The organism is Chondromyces crocatus, from assembly GCF_001189295.1.
In the GTDB taxonomy this organism is placed as follows: domain Bacteria; phylum Myxococcota_A; class Polyangia; order Polyangiales; family Polyangiaceae; genus Chondromyces; species Chondromyces crocatus.
The window spans coordinates 3,015,230-3,037,849 of record NZ_CP012159.1; the positions used below are offsets into that span (position 1 = coordinate 3,015,230).

Sequence of the window (22,620 nt, forward strand, 5' to 3'; positions counted from 1 at the left end):
CTGCTGACCTACGCCCCCGCGCGCCTTCAGTTCCGCGGTGCAGCCGCGAACGCCACGATCTCCTCGTACTGGTACACGTGCCGCCCCGGCTTCCCCCGCCTCGCCGCCTCGCTCATCGCGGCGGCGACGCTCGACGCCTCGATGGGTCGATAGCGCTTCAGAGGCCCCAGCATGATCCCCTGTACCCCGCGCATCACCGCGCCACCGATCGCCTCCGCGGGGCGGTGCGTCCCGCGCTCCCCGAGGAGCATGCTGGGCTGGAAGATGTGGACGCTCGCGAACGGCACCGCCGCGACGTCCCGCTCCACCTCCCCCTTCACCCGCAGGTAGAACGTCACGCTCCCCGCGTCGGCCCCCACCGAAGAGACCAGGAGGAACTGCTGCGCCCCCGCCTTCGACGAGAGCTCTGCCAGCGCGAGCGGCGCGTCGTGGTCGACCTTGCGGAACGCCGCCTCGGAGCCCGCCTGCTTCATCGTGGTCCCGAGCGCACAGAAGACATCGGTGACGCCCTCGAACGCCTCGGCCGAGAGCGCGCCGAAATCGACGACCCGCTGCTCCAGGCGCGGATGCGTGTCCGGCAAGGTGCGGCGGCCCAGGGAGATCACCCGATCGTACCCACCTCCGTCGAGGAGCTGCCGGAGGAGGTGCCCACCGATGAGACCGGTGGCCCCTGCGAGGAGTGCGATGCGCTGCGCCGCCATGAACGCGGCGTCGCACGGCTGGAGGTGCGCGTCGAGCCTGGAGAGGACGGCAAGAGCGCGTCGACGACGGCGGCCTCACCCGGAGCGGGCCGTCGTGGGCGCGCAAGGCAGGGCAGGCGATCCCCTGGAGCCCCCGTCACGGACACCCACCCTGCGAGCAGGGCATCGCGCACCGGATCAAGGGGGACGATGCGACGGCGGGCCCACACACGAGCGACGCCAGCGCTACGGAGCCACACCACGAAAATTCAGGCGGTCCCCGAAGACCGGTGCAAGGCCGAATGAATAACATTCCACGCCCATGACGTGGGCATCCGAAGCGGCGGCACTGGAGCGTCCAGACGCCTCGACCGACGATCCGCTGAGCGTTCCGGCGCTCCGCGTTCAGCGCCTCCAGCAGGTGGCCGCGGCCCTCTCCGCGGCGAGCGGCGCCGAGGACGTGGCCGCGATCCTCGTGCAGTCCGCCGTGGCCACGCTCGGCGCACGTGGCGGCGTGATCGGCGTGAAGAGCGACGACGGTCGAGCCATGACGCTCCTGGGCGCCCTGGGGCTCGAGCCCGAAGCCCGCGCGCGCTGGGCGGGAGGGCACCGCGAAGCGCCCTCGCCCCTGTCCCTGGTGGTCCGGACTGGCGAGCCAATCTGGGCCGAGTCGGTCGTGAAGGCACCCATCTGGGCGACGACCATGGCGACGCTGGAGGCCGAAGCGCTGGTCTGCGTGCCCCTGCGCGGGCAAGGCGGCGCCCTGGGGGCCCTCGGCCTGGTCTTCGACCGCCCACACCCTTTCAGCCCTGGCGAGCGCGCGTTCCTCCTCGCGCTGGAGCGCGCTGGCCGGCGGGAACTGGAGCAGGCGTGGACGCGCGAGGCCCGCGAAGCCCGCGGAGAGCACGGCGTCTGCGAACCGGGGAGCCGAGAGAGCCCCGCCAGCACAGCGACGCTGCCGCACCCCCTGGGCGACGACGCTGCGGCTCGTCTCCGGCGGCTCCAGCGCGTCATCGCCGTGCTCGCTGGCGTGCGCAGCCTCTCCGAAGTGGCGGGCTGGGTGGCGCGGGAAGCCCTGGAGAGCCTGGGCGCCCTGGCCACGGTGGCGCTGGTCGCGCCCGAAGGGGCAGGCGGCGCGGCCGGCGGCATGGGCACCGCAGGCATCCTGGGCGTCGCCGGCGAGGCGCCCGAAGTAGAGCGCGTGCGTGACGCGCTGCTCTCCCGCTACGCCCAGGAAGTCTTCGAGACCCGCGCCCCCCTGTGGCCCCGCTCGGAGCGTGGTGGCCACAGCGACCCGCAGCGCGCCGCCGCGCGAGGCCGTCCCAGAGGTCGAGCGCCATCGAGCCGAGCGCCGTCGAGCCGAGCGCCATCGAGCCGAGCGCCGTCGAGCCGTCGCGCCCGCCTGGAGCACCTCGCCTGCGTTCCCTGGCTGGTCGACGGGCAGCCCGTCGGCGCGCTGGGCATCTGGCTCGCGCATCCCGGCGTGATCGGCGACGACGAGCAGGTCTTCGTGAACGCGCTGGTCGGGCTGGGCGCGAGCGCCGTGGCGCGCTTGCGCCTCGAGGAAGCGGCCCAGGAGGCCAGGGCCCGCGTGGAAGCCGTGGAGCGCGAGGCCGCCATGGCGAGCCACATGCGCGACCAGCTCCTCCGCATGGTCTCTCACGAACTGCGTTCCCCCCTCACCGTGATCCTCGGCTGGTCACAGATGCTCGAGGCCGGCGTCGTGCGCCAGGAGCTGGTGCCCCGCGCCATCGAGATGATCGACCGCAATGCCCGCGAACAGGCCCGCCTCGTCGACGAGCTGGTGGACGTCTCGCGCGCCATGAGCGGCAGGCTGACCCTGGAGCGCGCCCCGCTGGCCCTCGACGCCGTCGTCTCGCGCGCATGCGCCGAGCTCACGGTCGAAGCGCGCGCCCGGAACGTCGCCCTCTCCGTGACCCTGCCCCCGTCCGCACCCGCCATGATCCTCGCGGACACGCACCGGGCGGAGCAGATCATCGGCCACCTCCTCGAGCATGCACTGAAATGCACCCCCTCGGGCGGAGCCATCCGCGTCCAGCTCGCCGTGGTCGATCAGCAGGTGTCGCTCGACGTGAGCGACACCGGCCATGGAATCGAGCCCGACCAGCTCCCCTATGTCTTCGACCCATTCCATCCCGCAGCGCGACACGACGCACGGCGGCAAGGTGGACTGGGACTGGGGCTCGCCGTCGTGCGTCATTTGGTGGAAGCTCACGAGGGCTCGATCCACGTCGAAAGCCCCGGGATCGGACGTGGCACCACCTTCCGGGTAGAGTTTCCACGGATCGTTTGACCCCCTCGTGACGTGGACACGCATGGAGCAGGGCTGACCCGAGCCGCGTCGAAGGCCGACCCGGTCGGGGTCGAGGGCACGCGCCTCAGGGGGGGCCGGACTTTGCTATGCTGCTCCATCTGATAACGTCGGCAGTGTTTTCAGGGTAAATCATCCATAGACGGCGCGCCCTGGGGGGGGCGCTCGGTGGTGGGGCCGGCGGGTACGTCGGCCTCTGTCGTTGGGAACGCCGTCCAGGTCTCCAGGAAGCTCCGCGCGATGGCCCGTCGCGTTCCTCGGTGCTCCTCGGGGCCCTGCGTATCTTCGCGTAGCTCGTCCGCTCGGAGGACGGGGCCGCCAGCTGCGCCGAACCAGCATCCATGGCCAATGCGTACGAATTCAATCTGAGCGACTGGATCGTGCTGACAGAGACCGCGCCCATCCGAAGGGCGCCCCGATCGCGGGGCCGGCGGTCCTCGCTGCGCCGCCGGCGATTCGCCGAGTACCGCCCTGCAGCCTGCTGCCGTTGAGCGGGGCGCCAGGAACACCTCCTGAGCGTTTGCCCTACGTCGTCGTCCATTGTCGGTCGACGCGACGTGGGGTGATCCGCCCGACGCGACCAGGCGGATCGTCAGGTTTCCTCGGCGACCCGCCCACGCCTCCGCGCGCAACTTCCGAGCCAGGGCAGCGTCGCCCCTGACAATCTCGAGGCCTGCGGGTCATGAAACCTGCGAGCCCGTGACAGGAGGAACCTCGGGAAGTCGAAGCCACGGCTCCTTCCTCGGGTAACTGCCGAGCATCGCAAAGGAAACGGCATTCCCGGAGGAGCTGAAGGCGGCCTCGGGGGAGGCAACGTCGCTACCGTGCCAGTGAACGGCGATCTCGTGACGTCGATCGGCGACCTCGTGACGTCGATCGGCGATCACGTGCCAGTGAACGGCAATCACGTGACGTCGATCGGCGACCTCGTGCCAGTGAACGGCAATCACGTGACGTCGATCGGCGACCTCGTGCCAGTGAACGGCAATCACGTGACGTCGATCGGCAACCTCGTGCCAGTGAACGGCGATCACGTGCCAGTGAACGGCAATCACGTGACGTCGATCGGCAACCTCGTGCCAGTGAACGGCGATCACGTGCCAGTGAACGGCAATCACGTGACGTCGATCGGCGATCACGTGCCAGTGAACGGCGACCTCGTGCCAGTGAACGGCGACCTCGTGCCAGTGAACGGCGATCACGTGCCAGTGAACGGCGATCACGTGACGTCGATCGGCAACCTCGTGCCAGTGAACGGCGATCACGTGACGTCGATCGGCAACCTCGTGCCAGTGAACGGCGATCACGTGCCAGTGAACGGCGATCACGTGACGTCGATCGGCAACCGCGTGGCAACGAACGGCGACCGCCTGAAGTCCGACCTCCTTCTCCGTACGAGGAGTCCGCCTCTACGTCCTCGTCAAAGCGACGGCCTGGAGGCTAGGGGGCACGCGCATTCGCCACGCGCATCCGCAGACGGACTCGGACTGGATCTCGGATGCACGTGGACCACAGCTCGGCGAAGAAGCGTCAATGACGCGCGCGTCATTGAACGTGGCGATCAAAGTCGCAGACGCAGCAGCGGAGTGTCTCCAGTCCGACCAGGGATGCGGTTCGATCCGATTTCATGCATCTGGATCCGTGCGAGCGGGTCTGGACGATCGAGGCCCACGCTCCGTCTCGTGCAGGAGGCACGCTGTACCATACGGTCGACGCCGTTGCCCTGGATGCTCTGTACGCACGAAGCGACCTCGATCCTCGTGGAAGACGCACTCCCTCGGTGAAGACCGCCATCCAGCGGATGGCATGAGACGGCGCAGAGCCCAGGAAGACGGAGAGGCGTTCTCCATTGCCAGGCGGCTCGGCATCAGCGCCTCTCGCAACCCGTGAATGTCATCCCCTTTGGGCACGAGCCGGGCGTCGCAGGGAAGACAGCCGTGTTCACCAGCTCTTCTGAAGCGCATCCCGGATGTATCACGCGGAGAAGGCGATTCGATCGTCGGTGGCGACCGCTCGGGAAGCCGTCGGCTCTCACGGAGAGGCGCCCCGGCGAAAAGACTCAGGAATGGGAACGTCGGTTCGTAGTCCTCGTTACGTTTGAGCTGTGCGCTTCGTGCGTTGCCTCGTGCAGTCACAGCGGCTTGCCTGGCGCCATGGGGTCGGGAAGGCATTGCGGAGAAAGCATTTCGGGTATCAACTCCGCTACTTGGAGTGAGGAGCGATTCTGAATGCGTGCGGGGGCATCGAGCACGGCGACCTGGTGTCTGGAGGCAGCGGAACGCGATGCCTCGCGGGTCGGTCGTCGTCCCCATCGGTCGCAGCGTGCTCGCGCGATGGGTCGAAACAGGGAAGCCGTCGGAGGGGCCCGAGGCCCGAGGGGGACCGAATGCCGAAGAAACAGAAGAGTGCTGCCGATCGCGTCGTCGCCCTCGCGGGAAACGCGCCGCGCCGACGAGCCAACGTGCGCGAGCTGGCGAGGTATGCGGCGACCAGCAACTGCAACATGGCCGTGACGGGCTTCGCGGCTCGCGTGGACTTCGACCAGTTGCTCCAAGGTACGGCGTTTGCGGCGCCCTTTGGCCAATCTCCCTTCGCCTTCCGTCGCGGAAACCGTTTCGAGGAACTGCTACGACGCGACGAACACGCGCCCATCCTCGCACTCCTGAAGGAGAACCTGAGCTACGACACCACGAACGCGAAGGTCGCGAATCTGCGAGAAGGGCAAATTCGAGGCAAGGGCGGTCTGGCTCAGCGCGCCGCGGCGACGGGAGAACTCGTCAAACAGATCCTGGCGGGATCGAGAACCGCTCCGAATCTCATCGACGGTGCTGTGTTCGAGCGCGAGGTGGGCGGTGTGCTCGCGCATTTCGAAGCGGATGCGGTCGCCGCACGATTCGCGCAACCCATCCATGTCGGCGAGATCAAGTCATTTCCAACGATCGACGGCCAGGCCGACCCCGACAAGCTCGGCGCGGCCGTCGCGCAGGTGTCCGTTTACATCGTCTTGCTGCGCGCGCTCGTGGAACGCGTGGGCGGCAACCCGGAGATCGTGTCTGCGGAGGCGCTCCTCATCACCGCCAAGAACACGGGACTTCAGCCGACCCTGTGCGTGAAACCCGTGGGTCGCGAGGTCGATCGGGCCGCCCGGATTCTCGACCAGGCGCCCACCGTCGACGAGGTGGCAGCATCGATCCCGGAGAGCGCACCCAGCTTCTCGTCCGTGGCGGCTGGTGAGGAAGCTGCTCGGCTCGATGCACTGGCAAAGATCGCAGACGTCGTCGGCACCGACTATCGCCCAGGGTGCCTCGCCTCGTGCGGGCTCTCTCGCTTCTGTCGAGAGCGAGCTCACCACGATGGCAACCCCAACCGGCTAGGGGGGCAGCTCGTGCGACTGTTGCCTGGCATCGCTTCCCTGGATCGCGCAGGAGAGCTCAGCCGCGGCGCGCCCCCTTCGTCGGATGAGACGGCCGTTGCCGAGCAACTCGTACGCGCGGCTCGGCTTCGCGACCATCTCGGGCTGACTCGTCCTCTGCCCGTGACCACCAGAGGAGTTGGCCGATGAGCTACTTGCAAGCCCTGCTCGTGGCCGATGCAAGACGCCTTCGCCGTGCACAGCGGTCAGCAACCCACCGACACCGGCACCTCACCAAACGCCCACTCGGTCTGCTCCTGTGGCAACTCGGCGCCGAGCCCTTCACCGCCGCCGCGGTTGCATGGGGCTTCGGTCCGGATCAGCGGAAGATCGCGGTGCCTGGCGAACCCCGTGATCGCGAACTCGCATTCCGGGCGCTCACGATCGTCGCACGTGATTTCAATGCGTGGTTCGAAGGGACCGGGCGTGACGAGCCACCGCAGATCGTCGTCGCAAATCGTGCAACGCTCGCGCTCCTCGCCCGACTGGGACGACGTCTGGCGTACCTGCCGACGACGGGGGCGGTGCCCGCGGATCCCGAACTCGTCCGGTTCGGACGCCACCTTCGGTTCCTCGCCGACCGCGCGCGTCATCCTGGCCAGCAGCTCGTCGTCGTGCTCACCGACCTGCTCGCTTCTCACTGGGTCACGGAACTTTCGGCTCTGGAGATGCAGCAGCTCCCCGCTCTGGACGCTGCGATCGAGCCTCCGAGAGGGCAAAGCGCGCACGAGGCAGCACGGGAGGCGGAGCGAACCGAGATAGGCCCCGTCCCTGCCGCCGAGGAGGATGGAAAGGTCGACGACCTGCTGTCGGCCTTCAATGCGCAACGAGGAAGGAAGACGGAGGAGAAGGTCGTCGCCCCACTCCGCAAGCCCATCGAGTCTCACTACGGTCGACTGGTCGACCGCGGATGGCCCTTTCTCTGGCGCTGCCTCGAGCGCGAGAGAGGCTACCCCGAAGCCGCCCACGTCGGGCGGCGCTGGAAGGACGATCTGGGGGCACTCGATCGACACCTCGACTGGGTGGTCACGAAGGGGGGCCATCAGCGGACGCGACAGACGAACGCGCAGGCGGCGTGGACGCTACGAGCGGCGGAGGACGCCGTGAGGCTGCTCGAGGCCGAGGAGGCCATCGACGATCCTCTGCGGATGCTCCCGACGCTTCTTGCAAACCAGGGTCTCGTGGGCAAGGTGCGTCGCGTCGACCGTGAAAACTACGAGCAAGGACCGAAGCGGCAGGTCCGACGACCCCTCGTCGAACTCGAGACGGCCGAGCGCTGCGTACTCCCCACGGAGAAGGAACTCTGGTGGACCCGTACGGCAGACAAGCGCGAATACGTCATCACCGAGGTACGGCATATCGCGAAGGAGAGTCGATCGATCGTGGTGCTGCAGCTCGAGACAAGTGCCGAGCAGGAGCTTCCAACCGTAGGCGAGACGGCGATTTTCTCCGTGCATCACCTGGGAAGCAGTCCGCCGCTCAAGATGCCCAAAAAAGCGCCGTGGACTCACCGAGAGCCCGAGCAGGAGGACGTGCTGCCCGCGCTCGACGGCGCGACGGACGAGGGGAGGTGGGAATGACTACGTACAACGAGAGCGTGGTCGAGCAGGCGAAAGCCACGGTCGATGCTGCCATCGAGGCGGTGCTCACGGCGCCTCCGAACCGGGCTGTCGTGGGGGCCGCACCCGCGGGCGCGGGGAAGTCGTATGCCATCGGAACCGCCGTCCAGGCCGCGCGACGGGCGGGCCTTCGCGTCGCTGTCGCGACACCGACGAACGACCAGGCCTTCTCGCTCGTATCGGCACTCGCAGACCGCATGCCGAAGGAGAAGATAACGTTCATTCCAGCCAGCTCGGTCGAACTCCCGGTCGACTCACGACGGGGGAATGTGATCGAACGCAAGGCCCGTGATGCGAACTCGGACAAGATCCTCGTCGGTACACTCAACAAACTCGGTGATGCACACGCACGTGAGGATCTCACGCCGGTCGACATCCTCCTGATCGACGAGGCGTACCAGGCGAACTCCGTGCATTACTACCTCGTTGGCGATCTCGCTCCCCGACATCTCCTGATGGGCGACAGTGGACAGCTCGCGCCTTTCACCACGGCGCCCGAGGCTGACCGGTGGCGTGGACTGCGCGAAGATCCACTCATGACCGCCGTGGAGGTCGTACGACGGAATCACCCCTCGACGCCGGTGCACAGGCTCCCGATCACACGGCGTCTCGACCCGCGAGCCGTCCCGGTGGCAAGTGCATTCTACCCGGACCACCCCTTCGATGCGGCTGTGTTGCCCGGTGTGCGGCACCTGCGACTCCAGGCGGCCGCTGGTGGCAGGGCGAATGCCGTCGAGGATGCCGCGCTCGAACGCGCCGCGACCGCCGGATGGGCCCACGTCGAATTGCCGAGCGGCGCGGTCATCACGGCGGATCCGGCGACGGCCTCGCTCCTGGTCCGACTCGCTGCCCGTCTCTTCCGTCGAACCCCCAAGGTCCAGTGTGAGAATGGGCAGAAGGCCCGTGATCTCCAGCCGTTCGACGTCGCAATCGTGGTGAGTCACAACGATCAGAAGGATCTGCTTCGGGCTGAGCTGTCGGCTGCCCGCCTCGAAGGGATTCGTGTCGACACGGCCAACAAGCTCCAGGGCCTCACGTTCGAGGTCATCCTCGCCTGGCATCCCCTGGCAGGTCTCATGGACGTCGACGAGTTCCACCTGGATCCAGGGCGTCTCTGCGTGATGCTCACACGACACCGGCATGCGTGCATCGTGGTGGGTCGCGCTGCCGATCGCGAACTCGTGCAAGGCATTCCGCCAGCAACACCATCCTATGTGGGCTGGGACATGAACCCTTCGCTCGATGGCTGGTATGTGCACGAGGCCGTGTTTCGTCGTCTCGAAGCGCATCGAATCAAGGCGAGTTAGCGCTCTGCGAAGGCGCAGGGATCGCAGCTGTGCGGTGTCCTCTGCTCGTCAGAGGATCAGGGCAGCGGGTTCTCGGCGAAGAAGCGCCAGGCGGCTTCGCTCGCCGAGAAGGTCTGGCTCTGGGCGCCGTCTCCGGGACAGTTGACGACGTTGGCCTTCGGGTCACCTCCAGGCCAGCTATGGCCACCACCCTCGATGGAGCAGAGCACGACCGGAGCCTCACAGCCGCCATGGGCCATGCAGCGGCCATTGCCTTCCGTGAAGACCTCGGTGGAGCTGGCGTCACACCCGTTGCGCGTGCGCCAGCCCTCCATGGTGTCTGGCACCGAGATGAAGGACGCGCCCGAGGGGCCGCAGCCGACCCCGCCTTCCCAGGGCACGTGTCGGTCGTCGGTTCCCTGGATCTGCATCACGGGGACCCGGCGTGCGGGCTGGCAGTCCGTCACGCCGATGGTGCCGGCCACGGGGGCGATGGCGGCGATGCGCTCCGACAGCTCGCATGCCAGACGGTGCGACATGATGGCGCCGTTCGACATGCCCGTCGCGAACACCCGGCGGCGATCGATGCAGAGTTCACCTTCGAGGTGATCGAGCAATGCGCTCATGAAGGCGACGTCGTCGACGCCATCCTGCACGGCGCGACCGCAGCAGAGGCCCCCGTTCCAGGTGGCGAGCATGCCGGTGCCGTCCGGGTAGACGGTGACGAATCCCTCGCGATCCGCGATGAGGTCCATGCGTGAGGACCTGGTCTGGAACTGCTCGCCGCTGCCTCCGCCGCCGTGGAGCATGAGGATGACCGGCGTGGGGCGGTCGGCGATGTAGCCGGGTGGCACGTGGACGCGAAAGCTGCGTGAGCCCGAAGCCTCGATCGAGCCCAGCGTCGTGCCGGGTGGGTAGGTCGTCTCGGTGGTGCTGCAGCCAGGACTCGGTGAGTCCAGGTCGTCGGGCGGCGTGGACGTGGTGGTGCTGGTCCCCGGGGAGCTGCTGTCCGGTGCTCCGCTGGACGAGCCGCTGCATCCGGAAGCGACGGCGCCGAGGAGCGCGATGGAGAGCAGGCACATGGACGTGGGACGCGCTGTTGGCATGGCTGAGGCTCATGCTATCCCGCCCGAGAGGCGCTGCCTACGCGCCAGGGTGCGGGCTAGCGCCACGAGCGAGGGGGGCTCGGCGTGCGGTGCGGGGGGGCCGGTCTCGATGGGAAGAGCGCCACCAGCGCGGTGCCCATGGTATCGGTGAGCTGCACGCCTGGCCTCTCGGGGCACCACCTGGAAAGACGATCATGGACGACGAGACCGATGCCGCACTCCTCGCGGCCGCTCGCGCCGGTGATGATGCCGCGCTCGAGGCGTTGCTCCAGCGCCATCAGGCGCAGGTGTACCGCTTCGGCATGAAGATGTGCCGCGATCCAGAGGATGCGCAGGACGTCTTGCAGGAGACGCTGCTCGCCATGGCGCGGGGCGTGCGCGATTTCCGGGGCACCTCGTCCCTGTCGACGTGGCTCTACACGATCGCGCGGAGCTTCTGCCTCAAGAAGCGGCGTCGGAGCAAGTTCGCCCCCGACGAGCACTCGCTCGACACGGATGCGGCGCCCGAGGCGTCTCGCCTGGCCGACCCGTCGCGCGCTCCCGATGAGGCGCTCGCTGGCAAGCAGATCGAACATGCACTTGAACGGGCGATCGGTGCGCTCGATCCGATGTACCGCGAGGTGCTCCTCCTGCGCGACGTCGAGGGGCTGACGGCGCCAGAGGTGGCGGAGGTGCTCGGGCTCAGCACGCAGGCCGTCAAGAGCCGGCTGCACCGCGCTCGCCTCTCGGTCCGGGAGAGCATCGCACCCTGGCTCGGGATCCCGAGCCAGGCCGCGCCGGAGCCGGGGACGTGCCCTGACGTGCTCACCCTGTTCTCGCAGCATCTCGAAGGCGAGATCCGGGCGGAGGTATGCGCCGAGATGGAGCGTCATCTCGAAGGGTGTCCACGCTGCCGCGGCGCCTGTGACTCGATCAAGCGCACGCTCGCGCTCTGTCGCACCTCGGGCCCGACCGTCGAGGTCCCCGCAGCCGTCCAGGCGTCGGTCAAGGCCGCGCTACGGAGCTTTCTCGCAGGAAATCGCTGAGCTGACGCCCGACCCGGCGCCTCTCGTGGTGGCGCTGAGACTCCCTAGGCCGAGGCGCTTCCGTACTCCACGGGCAAGCGGGCCTCGTTCCACGCCAGCATGCCGCCGGCCAGATTCATCGTGCGGCGGAAGCCGGCTGCCGTGAGCGCTGTGGCAGCCTGTTCAGAGCGCCGACCCGAGCGACAGATGAGCACCAGCTCGTCTTCTTTGCGCCAGCGCTCCGCGGCGGCGATGACGGTCGCGAGGGGCACCAGCTCGGCTCTGGCGATGTGCCCGAGTTCTCCGGTGAATTCACTCGGCTCGCGCACATCGACGAGGCGGATCTCCTCGCCGTGCTTGAACACCTGCGCGGGCAGGACGTCGCGGAACCCAGCGGGGTTGGGCTGGGCCGACTCGTAGAGCGTGGTCATCGCGTCCCCTCTCCCTTCCGTGTCAGTGGTCTCGTCATCGTCGTCCGTCGTCGGCCTGGCGTCGAGCGGGATGGACAGGTAGCGACGCCCGTTCGCGCGTGGCTTCGGCAGCATCCCGGCGTCGACGTTGACCTGGACGCTCGGGTAGAGCAGGCGTGGCGGTGCCAGCGTGGCATCGCGCTGGGTCCGGAGCTTCACGAACGCCTCTCGCGGGGTGCTGGCGCAGAGCTGGACGTTCCTCTTCTTCGAGGCGCCGATCGTCGTCTCGTACCGGAGCGGTCGGCCATTCGGCTGATAGTCGTGGCCGACGAAGACCCGGGTGGTGTCGGGCAAGGCGTAGAGACGATCGTGGACCGAGGTGAACAGCGCGTCGGCGCTCCCGCTCGGGAAGTCGCAGCGGCCCGTACCGTAGTCCTCGATGAACAGGGCGTCGCCGGTGAAGATCGCGTCCCCGAACCGGTAGGTGACGCAGGCTGGGGTGTGTCCGGGGGTGGCGATGACCTCGAAGGCGAGCGTCCCCGCGACGACCTTCTCCCCGTCCTCGAACAGGCGGTCGAACTGGCTCCCGTCCACCGGGAACGAGGGCGGCAGGTCGAAGACGTCGCGAAAGATCTTCTGGACCTCGCGGATGCGCATGCCGATGCCGACCTTCGCCTGGAAGCGCCGTTTCAGGTACTGGCTGCCGCTCAGGTGGTCGGCGTGGGCGTGCGTCTCGAGCACGTCGTGGAGCCGGAGCCCTTTCGTCTGCAGAAAGGACGAGACGATCTCGAGCGACATGGTCGTCGTCGCGGATGCGAGGGGATCGTAGTCGAGCACGGGATCGATCACGACCGCATCCCGACTCTCCGGGTCGTAGACGACGTAGGTGAGCGTGGAGGTGGCGGGGTCGAAGAAGGGTTCGATCTTCATGAGGGGTCCTCGACCGTGAGAGCCAGGCCAGCGGGATTGGGTTCGCGAGGCTCGAAAAAAAATCGTTCGGCCTCGCCGAACCCTTTCCAGCGCCGCTGGCTCCCATCGGCGAGATGTGGAACCGACGCCTCGTCCCCGATGGGGTCGACGGGCACGCCCTCCGTGCGCTCGTCGTCCTGCTGGCACCCGCACCCTCGCAGGTCACTCCTGGGTCACCATGGGCCGCCGCCGTGCCCCTGCAGGTCGCTTCTGTGCCCCCGCAGGTCGCTCCTGTGCCCCCGCAGGTCGCCACCGTGTCCTCACAGGTCGAGGCGAGAGGGTGATCTCCATGGCCGTCCTCGTCGCCGTGGCCCTGTCGCTGCTCATCGGAGGCTTGCTCGGGCTGCTCGGTGGTGGCGGCGCGATCCTGACGGTCCCCGTGCTCGTGTACGTCGTCGAGGTCGAGCCCGCGGCCGCCGTCGCCATGTCGCTCTTCTTCGTGGGAACGACGAGCCTCGTCGGCGCTGGGGTCCAGGCGCGAGCGGGCCGGGTGCGGTGGAAGATCGGAGCCATCTTCGGGGCTGCCGCGATGGCGGGCGCCTTCGCCGGTGGTCGTCTCGCGCACCTCGTCCCCGCGACGATGCTGCTCGTCGTGTTCGCGGCCGTGATGCTCGTGACGGCGCTCTCGATGCTCGAAGGTCGCGCTGAACGCGCCACGGGATCACGCCCGCTCGCGGTGGTGCAGCTCCTCTCGCTGGGCGCAGCGGTCGGCGTCGTGTCCGGCTTCGTGGGGGCAGGCGGCGGCTTCCTGATCGTCCCTGCGCTCACCCTCGTGGGCGGCCTCGCCATGCAGGAGGCGGTGGGAACGTCCCTCTTCGTGATCGCGCTCCAGTCCTTCGCCGGGCTGGCGGGTCACATCGGTCACGTGACGGTCGACTGGCGCCTCGCGCTCCTCATGACGGCGGCTGCGGTGGTGGGGATGGTCGCTGGCTCCTTCTCCGGAGCGAAATTGTCGGCTGATGCCCTGCGGCGCGCTTTCGCATGGCTCGTCCTCGCGATGGGCCTGTTCGTCCTCGGCAAGCAGCTCCCTCTCCCCTGGATGGTTTTCGTGGGGGCAGCCGTGCTCTCCGCCGCCCTCGTCATCACGAGAAAGACAACCCGTACCCCAGGCCGTCGACATGCATGACTTCTCCCCGGGCTCGGCCCTGATCGGCGGCGCGCTGATCGGCCTCTCCGCCTCGCTCTTTCTCCTCGCTCACGGGCGTATCGCCGGGATCAGCGGCCTGTTCGGTGGGCTCCTGCGCCGCACGACCGAGGGGCGCGCTCTCCGCGTCGCCTTCCTCGGGGGGTTGCTCGTGGGCGGAGCCGTCCTGCGGTTCGTCTTTCCCGCCGCCTTCGACACCACCTGGACGCCGACGCTCCCGCTCGCGCTCGTCGCCGGGTTTCTCGTCGGCTTCGGCACGCAGCTCGGGAACGGCTGCACGAGCGGGCATGGCATCTGCGGGGTCAGCCGGCTGTCGGCGCGTTCCCTCGTTGCGACGGGCACGTTCATGGCCACCGGCTTTGCGACGGTGTTCGTGGCTCGGCACCTCCTGGGAGGTGGTCGATGAAGGGCGGGGGGACGAGGAAGGGGAGTGGAGCGATGAAGGGCGGGGGGACGAGGAAGGGGAGTGGAGCGATGAAGGCGCTCGCGGCGAGCTTTGCGGCTGGCGGGCTGTTCGCGCTCGGTCTCGGCATCTCCGGGATGACGAGGCCCTCCAAGGTGGTCGGCTTCCTCGACCTCGCGGGGGCGTGGGACGCGAGCCTCGCGTTCGTGATGCTCGGCGGGGTCGCGGTGTACGCCGCGCTGTACGGGCGGATCGTCCGGCGTCCCGCGCCGCTGTTCGACCGCCGCTTCCACCTGCCGACCCGCAAGGACATCGACGTGCGCCTGGTGCTCGGCGCTGCCCTGTTCGGCATCGGCTGGGCCCTCGGCGGGTTCTGCCCGGGTCCAGGGCTGGTCTCGGCTGCGGGGGGCGTGTGGCCTGCCGTCGTGTTCGTCGTCGGCATGACGGTGGGCACGAAGGTGGAACACCTCGTCACCGGCGCGCTGACGTGTACGCCGCCCGCTGGCGCTGGTGGAGCCGAGGTCCCCCCGAGGTGACGTGGTGCGCCGTCGCTCGAAGCTGGAGACGCGCCATGCCTTCGGCGCACGTCGCACCGCAGGCGCGCTCGCGTTCCTGCTCGCGGTGGCGTCGACCCCGAGCGCTTCGTCGGCGCAGAGTTTCCAGGAGCCAGCGCCCGGTGGTGTTGGCGTGTCTGGTGCAGCCGCTGGGGATGCGGCGTCCCTCGCTGCCACGCCAGGGCCCACGGCACCTTCCGCAGCCGCTGGGAACACGGTCCTCGCTGCCATGCCTCGTGTCACGGCGTTGCCGGCTCGGGATGACGGCCGATCCTCACCGGGAGCTGCTCCCCTCGTCACGGCGTCACTCCGTGACGGCTTCGGTATCCGATCCGCGAATGGCGCCCACGGGCTGCGGCTCGGGGCGGTGCTCGCCGTGCGCACGAGCCTGGACCTACCCCAGGGCGGTGAGGGCGCCCTGCACAGTGACGTCCATCTTGCGCGCCTTCTCCTCGGCGGCCACCTCTTCGGGCAGCACCTCCGCTACGCGGTGAGCGCCGAACTCTCCCGTGAGCCTCTGCTCCGGGACCTCGAGGTCGTGTTCGTGTGGCGACCCGAGCTGCAAGCCCGCGTCGGCCGGTTTCGCACGCCCTTCAGCCGCCAGTTCCTCGTCCCTCGCCCCGCGCTCCAGCTCCCGGATCGCTCCATCGTCAGCGACTTCTTTCGCGCGGGCCGCGAGACGGGCGTCTCGCTGGAAGGCCAGCTTGCCGAGGGTCGTGCCGAGTACCGCGCGGGGATCTTCAGCGGTGATGGCATCGACGGTCCCGGCCTCCTGGCCATGACGCGGCTCGCCGTCGCCCCGCTCGGCGCCGTCGCCTACGACGAGACGCTCGCGCGCACGCCTGGCGAGGTGCGCTTCGCCATCGGCGTGGGCGCGTACCACCACGTCGTCCCCACCGCGCAGGAGACCTCCTCGGACTCTGCGAGCGAGCGGACGGCGGGGGGACTCGATGCCGTGGTTCGCGCCGGGCCGATCACGGTGTCGGCCGAAGGGTTCATCGATCGTCGGCGGTCGCCACGCACGCCTGATCGGATCGGGGTCGGTGCGTTCGCGCAAGCGGGCGTCTTCGTCGTCCCGGGGACGTTCGAGGTCGCAGGCCGCTTCAGCTGGCTCGCACCGGACGTCGGGACGTGTTCTTCCCCCTCGATCGAGCGCTACGAAGTGGGGACGACCTACCACGTCACGAGCGGCGGCCTGAAGTTGCAGTCCCGCCTCGCTCACAACCAGGTCACCCCGGAGATGCGCGACCCACTCCTGGTGACCGGGCAGGAGGTACATCTCCAGGTGCTGCTTTCGTTTTGATGTCACATGTCGGGGGCAGGTGCGCGCCCGGTCACGGCAGCGCGCATCTCGTCACGGCAGCTCGCACCCGTTCAGCTTGGCCATCATCCACCAGAACGCGCGGGCCTTGACCTCGCTGCTCTCCTGGGTGGCGTGCGTCCACTGGTAATCGGTGTTCCCTGGGGTCTTCACGCTGTAGCGCGGGTGCTGCATCGGGATCTCGGCGCCTTCGGCGGTGGCCGTATTGCGCTTGCCGTCGTGCCAGACGTCGAGGTCTTCGAAGTCGAAGAGCACCTTGTTGTTCGCCTGGCAGTAGGCGCGGATCTGCTGGTTGCGCTCGGTTCGGTTTCGCCCGTTGTAGGTGTCGTCTCCAGGGCCGGTCATGTAGATGAACGTCACCTTCGGGAACTCGCGTTCGAGGGCGCTGAGTGTGTTGAGGTACTGCTGGATCTGCTGCTCGGACTGCTGCGAGATCTCGTAGGACCAGGCCCACATGCTGTACCGGATCTCGGGGCGGGACTTGAGGAGCGTGCGGAGATTGTCGACGCCGGCCTCGGTCGCCCAGTAATGCTCCGCCTTGATGGCGTTGTCCTTGAGCATCCCGTCCCACATGCGCAAAGCGCCGCCCGCAGCAGGGGCCGAGGCGTAGCCGACGGCGAGGTTGAGGGCGGGCTTCGACTCCTTGAGGCTCTTGGCTCCCGCGAGGATCTGCGCGCCGTGCGAGCGGTGCCCGTACTGGATGACGTTGCTCGACGAGGTGAGCGCCTGGATGCACTTGGCGGGGATGCGATCGACGTCGGTGTGGCGGTGGTCGAAGATGCGCGCACCGGCCGCCTGAGGTGCGCCTCCAGGGGTTGCTGCACCCGGTTTTCCGCTGTCCGGGGTCGTCGCTGCCGTTCCTGCCGCGTTCGCCATGTGCGGCGGCGGTGTCGCGCCCGGAGGCGGCCCGTCTTCTCCAGGGGCCGGCGGTCTGTCGCGTGCGGCGCTTTGCCCAGGGGCGTCTCCTGGCTGAGGCGAAGCGGGGGGCTCCTGGCGCGAGCCGAAGCCGTTGGCCGAGGAGCTGTCCGGAGGAGGTGGCACCCGCCGTGAATCCTGACAGCCCACCGCGAGGGAGAGCGTCAACAAGGCGGGGAGGAGGGATCGCGCAGCGCGGAAACCAGCCATCATGGAGTCGAACACTGTACGCACCCTGGCGGCTCGCGCAATCACGGGAGGCCGTGAGGCGAGGGGGCCATCCCGGCAGCGAGGCATCGCATCAGGACGTCTCAGCGCGGTGTCGACATGGTCCGATGAGGTCCGATGAGGCCCGATGCGCCTGGCCTGCGGTCATGTGGCGCGCGGCCCGATGCGACTGGCTCGCGATGGGTGGCAACCGAGGCGCGTGCCCCGGCCGGATGCATCAAGGAAGGATGTCGGCGCCGTAGACGCGGAGCGAGTTCGTCGTGAAGACGTTGACCTCTCCGGTGTCGGGGTGGAACGTGCCGACCTTGCCGTTGCAGTTGAGGATGAACAAGCGATCGCCAGCCGGAGCGAGGCCGTAGACGCAGCCGAGGCCGTCGCCGCCGAGGACGGTGCTCTGGCCGGTGGCGAGATTGAACTCCACCAGCGTGCTGCCGCAGCCGCTGTCGGTGGAGATGAACATGCGGTTGCCGAGGAACGCGAGGTCGCCGCTGGAGGTGTGGCCAGGAGGCAGCGAGCCCACCACCTGGGAGGCCCCGGTGTTGGGATGCAGGCGGTAAATGAGATCGCCGGCTGCGTAGAGCATGCCGTCAGGACCCGCGCCGAGGGAGTTGGCGCTGAGGAAGTCGTGGGTGGCGATGACCTGGGTCGTGTACGGGGCGAGTTCGACGAAGTGGGTGGTGACCGCGAACCAGCGGCCGTTCATCACGGCGATGTCGAGGAAAGGCAGGCCCGCGTTATGAGCGAGGATGACCGGTGGGGTCGCCGCGTACGGCGCGACGTCGACGAGGTTGCCCTGGTTGTCGGCGACGAGGAGATGCACATCCGGGCCAGCGCAGCCCGGCGGGAGGACGTGAGCGCAGGTGTCGTTCGACTCCTGGCACGTGCTGGTGCCACAGCCGAGGCCGAGGGAGCAGGCCGGGGGGCCGGCGACGCAGCCGATGGCGGTGTCGCAGCGCTCGACGCCATCGCAGAAGAGGTTGTTGTTGCAGCGGCCGTCGCACGCCTCGTGGAGGCACATGGCGGCATCGTCGTCACAGACGTCGATGGTGCAGGCGATGCCGTCGTCGCAGAGGGTCGCGGAGGCGTCCTCGTGGAGGCAGCCGACGAACGGGTCGCAACGGTCCAGGGTGCAGAAGCGGCCGTCGTCGCAGAGATCGTTCGCCGAGGTGTGGACGCAGTTCCCCATCTGGCAGAGGTCGATGGTGCAGGCGATGCCGTCGTCGCAGTCGCTGTCGTCGCGGCAGGTCGGCCCGGTGGAGGTCGAAGGGCCCCCGCCCCCGCCGACGCCGCCAGCGCCACCGAGCCCGGAGGTGCTGGTGGGGCCCCCGGCGCCGAAGCCCGAGGAGTCGTCCTCGGTCAGGAGGCTGGTGCGGGCGCCGCAGCTCGTGATCACGGCGGCAGCGAGCGCAGCGACGCCGAAGAAGCACGCGGTGCGCTGGGCGTTCGGGCAGGCGGGGCGGCGCGGTGGAGGCACGTGGCGAGCATCACCGGGAGCGTCCGCCGCTGCAAGCCGGGCGGTGGCGGGGCTCCCGTGGCGGAGCGTGAAGCCTGCTAGAGTCGGCGCGCGATGATCGTCACTTCTCAGCTCGGCAAGTCCTACGGGGATCGGACCCTGTTCGAGGACGTCTCTCTCAAGCTGAACCCGGGGGCGCGCTACGGGCTCGTCGGGGCGAACGGGTCGGGCAAGTCGACGTTGATGCGGATCCTGTCCGGGGACGAGCCCGCGACGGAGGGGAGCTTCAGCATCCCGCGGGAGGCGCGGCTGGGGGTGCTGCGGCAGGACCACTTCCTGAGCGACGAGGAGTGCATCCTCGACCTGGCCATGCGCGGGGACGTGGTGGTGTGGGAGGCCCTCCGTGAGCAGGAGGCCATCGAGCAGGGGCGTGGCGATCCGGGGCGCGTGGCGGAGCTGGAGGAGCGGATCCGGTCGCATGACGGGTACACGCTGAAGGCGCGTGCGACGGCGATCCTGGAGGGGCTCGGCATCCCGCTGGAGGCGCACGAGCGCCCACTCGGCACGCTGTCGGGTGGCTTCAAGCTGCGGGTGCTGCTGGCGCAGGTGCTGATCGGGGGGCCCGACGTGCTGCTCCTCGACGAGCCGACCAACCACCTGGACATCCTGTCGATCCGCTGGCTGGAGCGGTTCCTGAGCGCGCACACGGGCTGCGTGGTGGTGATCTCCCACGACCAGCGGTTCCTGGAGAACGTGGCGACGCACATCCTCGACGTCGATTACGGGACGGTCATCCTCTACACGGGCAGCTTCGCAGCGTTCGTGGTGGAGAAGCGGGCGGAGCTGGAGCGGAAGAAGGTCGAGATCGAGCGGGCCGAGGCGGAGATCGCCCACAAGCAGGCGTTCGTCGACCGGTTCCGTTACAAGGCCACGAAGGCGCGCCAGGCGCAGAGCCGGCTGAAGCAGATCGAGAAGATCGAGGTGGCCGAGCTGCCGGAGACGTCGAGGCGAGCGCCGCACTTCCGGTTCGTGCAGGCCCGGCCGAGCGGGAGGGATGTGCTGCTGGCCGAGGGGATCTCCAAGGCTTACGGCGACAAGCGGGTGCTGTCGAAGGTGGGGTTGCTGGCGCGGCGTGGAGAGCGCGTGGCGGTGATCGGGCCGAACGGTATCGGGAAGTCGACGCTGCTGCGCATCCTGGCGGGGCGGCTCGCGGCGGATGCGGGCGATGTCGCGTGGGGGCACGAGGTGCGGCTGGGGTACTTCGCGCAGGACCACCGAGAGGTGCTGGACGATCCGACGGCGACGCCGCTCCAGATCCTGCGGGCCGCGCTGCCTACGGAGCCGGAGAGCGGTGTGCGAGGGCGGCTGGGGCGCATGCTGTTCTCGGGCGACGACGTGAACAAGCGGGTGGGAAGCCTGTCCGGGGGGGAGGCGGCGCGGCTGTTGTTCTGCCGGATCATGGCCGATGAGCCGAATGTGCTGCTGCTGGACGAGCCGACCAACCACCTGGACCTGGAGTCGATCGAGGCGCTGGCCGAGGGGCTGAGCAAGTACGAGGGGACGACGCTCTTCGTGAGCCACGATCGGTGGTTCGTGTCGCGGCTGGCGACGCGAATCCTGGAGGTGACGCCCGCGGGGCCGAACGACTTCCTGGGGACGTACGAGGAGTACCTCGCGCGGTGCGGCGATGATCACCTCGACTCGAACGCGGTGGTGCTGAAGGCGAAGAAGGCGCGGGCAGAGGGGCGGGTCGAGGGGAATGGGAGCGGGAGCGGAGGGGCTTCAGGGGGCGGGGGTGAGGTGAAGGGGGGAGCGGCAGCCGGGGGCGGGGCTGCTGGCGCGAGCACGGCCGGGGGGCTGCAAGGAGGGTCGTGGGAGGAGCAGAAGCGCCGTCGGAACCGGCAGAAGGAGCTGCCGGCGCGGCGGGACAAGGTGATTGCGGCGATCGATGTGGCGGAGGGGCGCAAGAAGGAGATCGAAGCGCTCTACTGCAGCGAGGGGTTCTTCGAGCGCACGAGCAAGGACGCGCTGGCGGCGCTGGAGAAGGAGCAGGCGGGGCTCGATGGGCAGATCCTGGCGCTAACGGAGGAGTGGGAGGCGATCGAGCAGGAGATTGCAGCGATCGGGGAGGGGTGAGGAAGGTGGAGCTGATACCCTCTGCGTTTCAAGCTACATAGCGGGTGTCGAAACTAATGATAGCTCCGCATGGGCAGGCGGACCAGCTGCGACGGGCGATGGCATAGCTCGTTAGGCAGCAGAACCGTTGTAGAGGTAACTGGTGGCATCTATGACGTCCGACCCTGTGTGGGCACCGACTCTCCCCTCAATACCCGTCGCTCCGCCTGGTCGAGCACACGCTCGGCTGCCAGGACGTGATAGCGCAGCTGCTCCACCAAGCCGTTGACCTCGGTTTGCGCCTTCTCGTTGCAGGCAGCTTGGGCATCGGTCGTTTCAGCCAAAGTCAGGCTGCATAACACGGCAAGTGCGCGCGTCACTGTCCTCGGAACTTCCACCGGAAGGGGCGAGCATCGTGCTCATTCCAGTGACGTACGAAGTCGCGCACCAGCTGCCGGCTGAAGGGAAGGAGGCATGCTTGAGCACGCGCCGAGTCAGGATGCTGAACCAAAGCTCGATCTGGTTGACCCATGAGGCGTGCAGGGTGTGTAGACGAATCGGAAGCGCCTACCGTATCGGTAATTGAAAGCTTGCCATCAGTCACCATGATGGATGTTGAGGTTGTCCCAGATGACCACCACATCCCCCTCTGGGTAATGCCTGGCCACCTCGTCCATAAATGCGAGCAGGTCTGCCGCGGTACGAGTAGGTCCACATCGCGCCACCACCTTGCCCGTCTGAACATTGAAGGCTCCGAGCAGCGCACGGGTGCCATGGCATTGGTGCTCGAACTCCTTGCGGCCACCGTCACGACGGCGCGCCGGCTGTAGTGGGTAACGGGCTTCGAGGGCCTGCATCCCCGTCTTCTCATCGATGCAGAGCACCGTGGTCCCTGGAGGTTGCTCCAGGTAGAGCTTACAGATAGCGTCAACCTTGGGCCGGAACTCTTGATCTGGGCTGTGCAGCCAAAGTCGGACCCGATGCGGCCGGAGTGCTGCACTTGGAGGATGCGCCATACCTCGGTACGACTCAGCTGCACTCCCTGCTCCCGCTGCAGAGCCTCGGTGAGGCGCCTGAGTGTCCATACATGCTCGAAGCGGACCTTGTGCTCATCAGGACGGCTACACGCCAGCTTGATCAGCTCGTAGTGCGTGGCCGCGCTGATGCGCGCTGGACGCCCCACTCGATCCAGGTCCTGCAGCCGCACGCTATCGGGTAGGGCGGCCATCCGGTCGCGCCACTTGCGTACAGTCTTGATGCACACCCCAGCTCGCGCTTGATGTGCTCGTTGCTGTGGCCTTCGTCAGCCAGAAGCACAATCCGGGCTCGCTGGACTTATCGTTGCGATGCGCTCGGCGAGCGGGCCAGCTGCAACAGGCGCTGGCGTAGCTCGTCAGGCAGCAGGATCGGCGTAGCTGCAACCCGTGGTATCTACGGCGTCTGACCAGCCGTCCAGCAATGGACTCAAAAGCCGTCGAAACACTTCGCGATAAGGCAATCGCGATATCTGCAATCTGCAACGTATGCAGGAAGAGCGAGCCTCGGCCCTGCAACGCTGTCTCTCGTGCTCCCATCCTGTTGCCAAAAGCCGAGGGCTGGGCTTCTTCAGATCCATGGACGAACTTGGGGAACCGAGTACTAGCTATCACTGATGCGTAAAATTGATATT

The 22,620-nt window shown here is 68.2% G+C and carries 17 protein-coding genes and 1 pseudogene; 10 read left to right on the forward strand and 8 right to left on the reverse strand.

The features are described from left to right. Window positions 1-26: 26 nt before the first annotated feature. Window positions 27-701 carry an oxidoreductase gene (locus CMC5_RS11240; protein ID WP_050430401.1) on the reverse strand — a complete coding sequence of 225 codons (675 nt, stop codon included), beginning with the start codon at window positions 699-701 and terminating at the stop codon, window positions 27-29. A 301-nt stretch (window positions 702-1,002) separates the two neighbouring features. On the opposite strand from CMC5_RS11240, the gene CMC5_RS11245 reads away from it, so the two are divergent. Further along, a complete protein-coding gene (locus tag CMC5_RS11245) occupies window positions 1,003-2,994 on the forward strand; it encodes a sensor histidine kinase (RefSeq protein WP_050430402.1) in 1,992 nt (663 codons plus the stop codon). Window positions 2,995-3,692: 698 nt separating this feature from the next. Here CMC5_RS11245 and CMC5_RS44255 read toward each other — a convergent pair. Then, window positions 3,693-4,340, reverse strand: a complete 648-nt coding sequence (locus CMC5_RS44255; protein ID WP_156338453.1) for a hypothetical protein — start codon at window positions 4,338-4,340, stop codon at window positions 3,693-3,695. Window positions 4,341-5,398: 1,058 nt separating this feature from the next. Here CMC5_RS44255 and CMC5_RS11255 point away from each other — a divergent pair. Genes CMC5_RS11255 through CMC5_RS11265 form a run of 3 tightly spaced genes read left to right on the forward strand, consistent with a single transcriptional unit; the run spans window position 5,399 to window position 9,350 of the window. Next, window positions 5,399-6,574, forward strand: a complete 1,176-nt coding sequence (locus tag CMC5_RS11255) for a hypothetical protein (RefSeq protein WP_050430404.1) — start codon at window positions 5,399-5,401, stop codon at window positions 6,572-6,574. Beyond that, window positions 6,571-8,004 carry a hypothetical protein gene (locus CMC5_RS11260; protein WP_050430405.1) on the forward strand — a complete coding sequence of 478 codons (1,434 nt, stop codon included), beginning with the start codon at window positions 6,571-6,573 and terminating at the stop codon, window positions 8,002-8,004. Before CMC5_RS11255 ends, CMC5_RS11260 begins: the two co-directional genes overlap by 4 nt. Next, window positions 8,001-9,350: an AAA family ATPase gene (locus CMC5_RS11265; protein ID WP_050430406.1), complete on the forward strand. Its 1,350-nt coding sequence runs from the start codon at window positions 8,001-8,003 to the stop codon at window positions 9,348-9,350. Before CMC5_RS11260 ends, CMC5_RS11265 begins: the two co-directional genes overlap by 4 nt. Window positions 9,351-9,406: 56 nt before the next feature. Here the strand turns inward: CMC5_RS11265 and CMC5_RS11270 are convergent, their stop codons facing one another. After that, window positions 9,407-10,435 (reverse strand): extracellular catalytic domain type 1 short-chain-length polyhydroxyalkanoate depolymerase, encoded by a 1,029-nt coding sequence (locus CMC5_RS11270; RefSeq protein WP_082362388.1) that lies wholly within the window; start codon window positions 10,433-10,435, stop codon window positions 9,407-9,409. Window positions 10,436-10,629: 194 nt separating this feature from the next. Between CMC5_RS11270 and CMC5_RS11275 the strand changes: the two genes are divergently transcribed. Continuing rightward, the gene (locus CMC5_RS11275) at window positions 10,630-11,460 is read left to right on the forward strand and encodes a sigma-70 family RNA polymerase sigma factor (protein WP_050430408.1); all 831 of its coding nucleotides are present in this window, start codon (window positions 10,630-10,632) and stop codon (window positions 11,458-11,460) included. A 44-nt stretch (window positions 11,461-11,504) separates the two neighbouring features. Here CMC5_RS11275 and CMC5_RS11280 read toward each other — a convergent pair whose 3' ends face one another. Continuing rightward, the gene (locus tag CMC5_RS11280; RefSeq protein WP_063796255.1) at window positions 11,505-12,779 is read right to left on the reverse strand and encodes an MBL fold metallo-hydrolase; all 1,275 of its coding nucleotides are present in this window, start codon (window positions 12,777-12,779) and stop codon (window positions 11,505-11,507) included. 328 nt (window positions 12,780-13,107) lie between these two features. On the opposite strand from CMC5_RS11280, the gene CMC5_RS11290 reads away from it, so the two are divergent. The 4 genes from CMC5_RS11290 (at window position 13,108) to CMC5_RS11305 (ending at window position 16,222) form a co-directional block, all read left to right on the forward strand. Further along, window positions 13,108-13,944, forward strand: a complete 837-nt coding sequence (locus CMC5_RS11290; RefSeq protein WP_050435848.1) for a sulfite exporter TauE/SafE family protein — start codon at window positions 13,108-13,110, stop codon at window positions 13,942-13,944. Beyond that, window positions 13,937-14,368 (forward strand): YeeE/YedE family protein, encoded by a 432-nt coding sequence (locus CMC5_RS11295; protein WP_050430410.1) that lies wholly within the window; start codon window positions 13,937-13,939, stop codon window positions 14,366-14,368. Before CMC5_RS11290 ends, CMC5_RS11295 begins: the two co-directional genes overlap by 8 nt. A gap of 68 nt (window positions 14,369-14,436) precedes the next feature. Continuing rightward, window positions 14,437-14,901 carry a YeeE/YedE family protein gene (locus tag CMC5_RS11300; protein WP_179955519.1) on the forward strand — a complete coding sequence of 155 codons (465 nt, stop codon included), beginning with the start codon at window positions 14,437-14,439 and terminating at the stop codon, window positions 14,899-14,901. Between the two features lie 4 nt (window positions 14,902-14,905). Further along, entirely contained in the window at window positions 14,906-16,222 is a 1,317-nt protein-coding gene (locus tag CMC5_RS11305) for a porin family protein (protein WP_156338454.1), read from the forward strand. Window positions 16,223-16,273: 51 nt separating this feature from the next. On the opposite strand, the gene CMC5_RS11310 is transcribed toward CMC5_RS11305, so the two are convergent. Beyond that, window positions 16,274-17,389, reverse strand: coding sequence for a hypothetical protein (locus CMC5_RS11310; RefSeq protein ID WP_218920254.1), 1,116 nt, complete (start codon window positions 17,387-17,389; stop codon window positions 16,274-16,276). A 211-nt stretch (window positions 17,390-17,600) separates the two neighbouring features. Then, window positions 17,601-18,857: an NHL repeat-containing protein gene (locus tag CMC5_RS11315; protein WP_050430413.1), complete on the reverse strand. Its 1,257-nt coding sequence runs from the start codon at window positions 18,855-18,857 to the stop codon at window positions 17,601-17,603. 93 nt (window positions 18,858-18,950) lie between these two features. Here CMC5_RS11315 and abc-f point away from each other — a divergent pair, with 93 nt between their 5' ends. After that, complete coding sequence (abc-f, locus tag CMC5_RS11320) at window positions 18,951-20,972, forward strand: ribosomal protection-like ABC-F family protein (RefSeq protein ID WP_050430414.1); 2,022 nt, start codon at window positions 18,951-18,953, stop codon at window positions 20,970-20,972. 575 nt (window positions 20,973-21,547) lie between these two features. Here abc-f and CMC5_RS45750 read toward each other — a convergent pair. Both CMC5_RS45750 and CMC5_RS49105 read right to left on the reverse strand, forming a co-directional pair. Next, the gene (locus tag CMC5_RS45750; protein WP_169796512.1) at window positions 21,548-21,808 is read right to left on the reverse strand and encodes a transposase; all 261 of its coding nucleotides are present in this window, start codon (window positions 21,806-21,808) and stop codon (window positions 21,548-21,550) included. 206 nt (window positions 21,809-22,014) lie between these two features. Then, a pseudogene (locus CMC5_RS49105) lies at window positions 22,015-22,179 on the reverse strand (IS630 family transposase); the annotation flags it as partial. Window positions 22,180-22,620 lie beyond the last annotated feature (441 nt).

What these genes read in the sequence shown, in the direction of transcription:
- abc-f (WP_050430414.1), top strand. Translation starts at nt 18,951, where the DNA reads ATGATCGTCACTTCTCAGCTCGGCAAGTCCTACGGGGATCGGACCCTG.
- CMC5_RS11245 (WP_050430402.1), top strand. Translation starts at nt 1,003, where the DNA reads ATGACGTGGGCATCCGAAGCGGCGGCACTGGAGCGTCCAGACGCCTCG.
- CMC5_RS11280 (WP_063796255.1), bottom strand. Translation starts at nt 12,779, where the DNA reads ATGAAGATCGAACCCTTCTTCGACCCCGCCACCTCCACGCTCACCTAC.
- CMC5_RS11295 (WP_050430410.1), top strand. Translation starts at nt 13,937, where the DNA reads ATGCATGACTTCTCCCCGGGCTCGGCCCTGATCGGCGGCGCGCTGATC.
- CMC5_RS11255 (WP_050430404.1), top strand. Translation starts at nt 5,399, where the DNA reads ATGCCGAAGAAACAGAAGAGTGCTGCCGATCGCGTCGTCGCCCTCGCG.
- CMC5_RS11240 (WP_050430401.1), bottom strand. Translation starts at nt 701, where the DNA reads ATGGCGGCGCAGCGCATCGCACTCCTCGCAGGGGCCACCGGTCTCATC.
- CMC5_RS11290 (WP_050435848.1), top strand. Translation starts at nt 13,108, where the DNA reads ATGGCCGTCCTCGTCGCCGTGGCCCTGTCGCTGCTCATCGGAGGCTTG.
- CMC5_RS11260 (WP_050430405.1), top strand. Translation starts at nt 6,571, where the DNA reads ATGAGCTACTTGCAAGCCCTGCTCGTGGCCGATGCAAGACGCCTTCGC.
- CMC5_RS11270 (WP_082362388.1), bottom strand. Translation starts at nt 10,435, where the DNA reads ATGCCAACAGCGCGTCCCACGTCCATGTGCCTGCTCTCCATCGCGCTC.
- CMC5_RS45750 (WP_169796512.1), bottom strand. Translation starts at nt 21,808, where the DNA reads ATGCAGGCCCTCGAAGCCCGTTACCCACTACAGCCGGCGCGCCGTCGT.
- CMC5_RS11265 (WP_050430406.1), top strand. Translation starts at nt 8,001, where the DNA reads ATGACTACGTACAACGAGAGCGTGGTCGAGCAGGCGAAAGCCACGGTC.
- CMC5_RS11275 (WP_050430408.1), top strand. Translation starts at nt 10,630, where the DNA reads ATGGACGACGAGACCGATGCCGCACTCCTCGCGGCCGCTCGCGCCGGT.
- CMC5_RS11300 (WP_179955519.1), top strand. Translation starts at nt 14,437, where the DNA reads ATGAAGGCGCTCGCGGCGAGCTTTGCGGCTGGCGGGCTGTTCGCGCTC.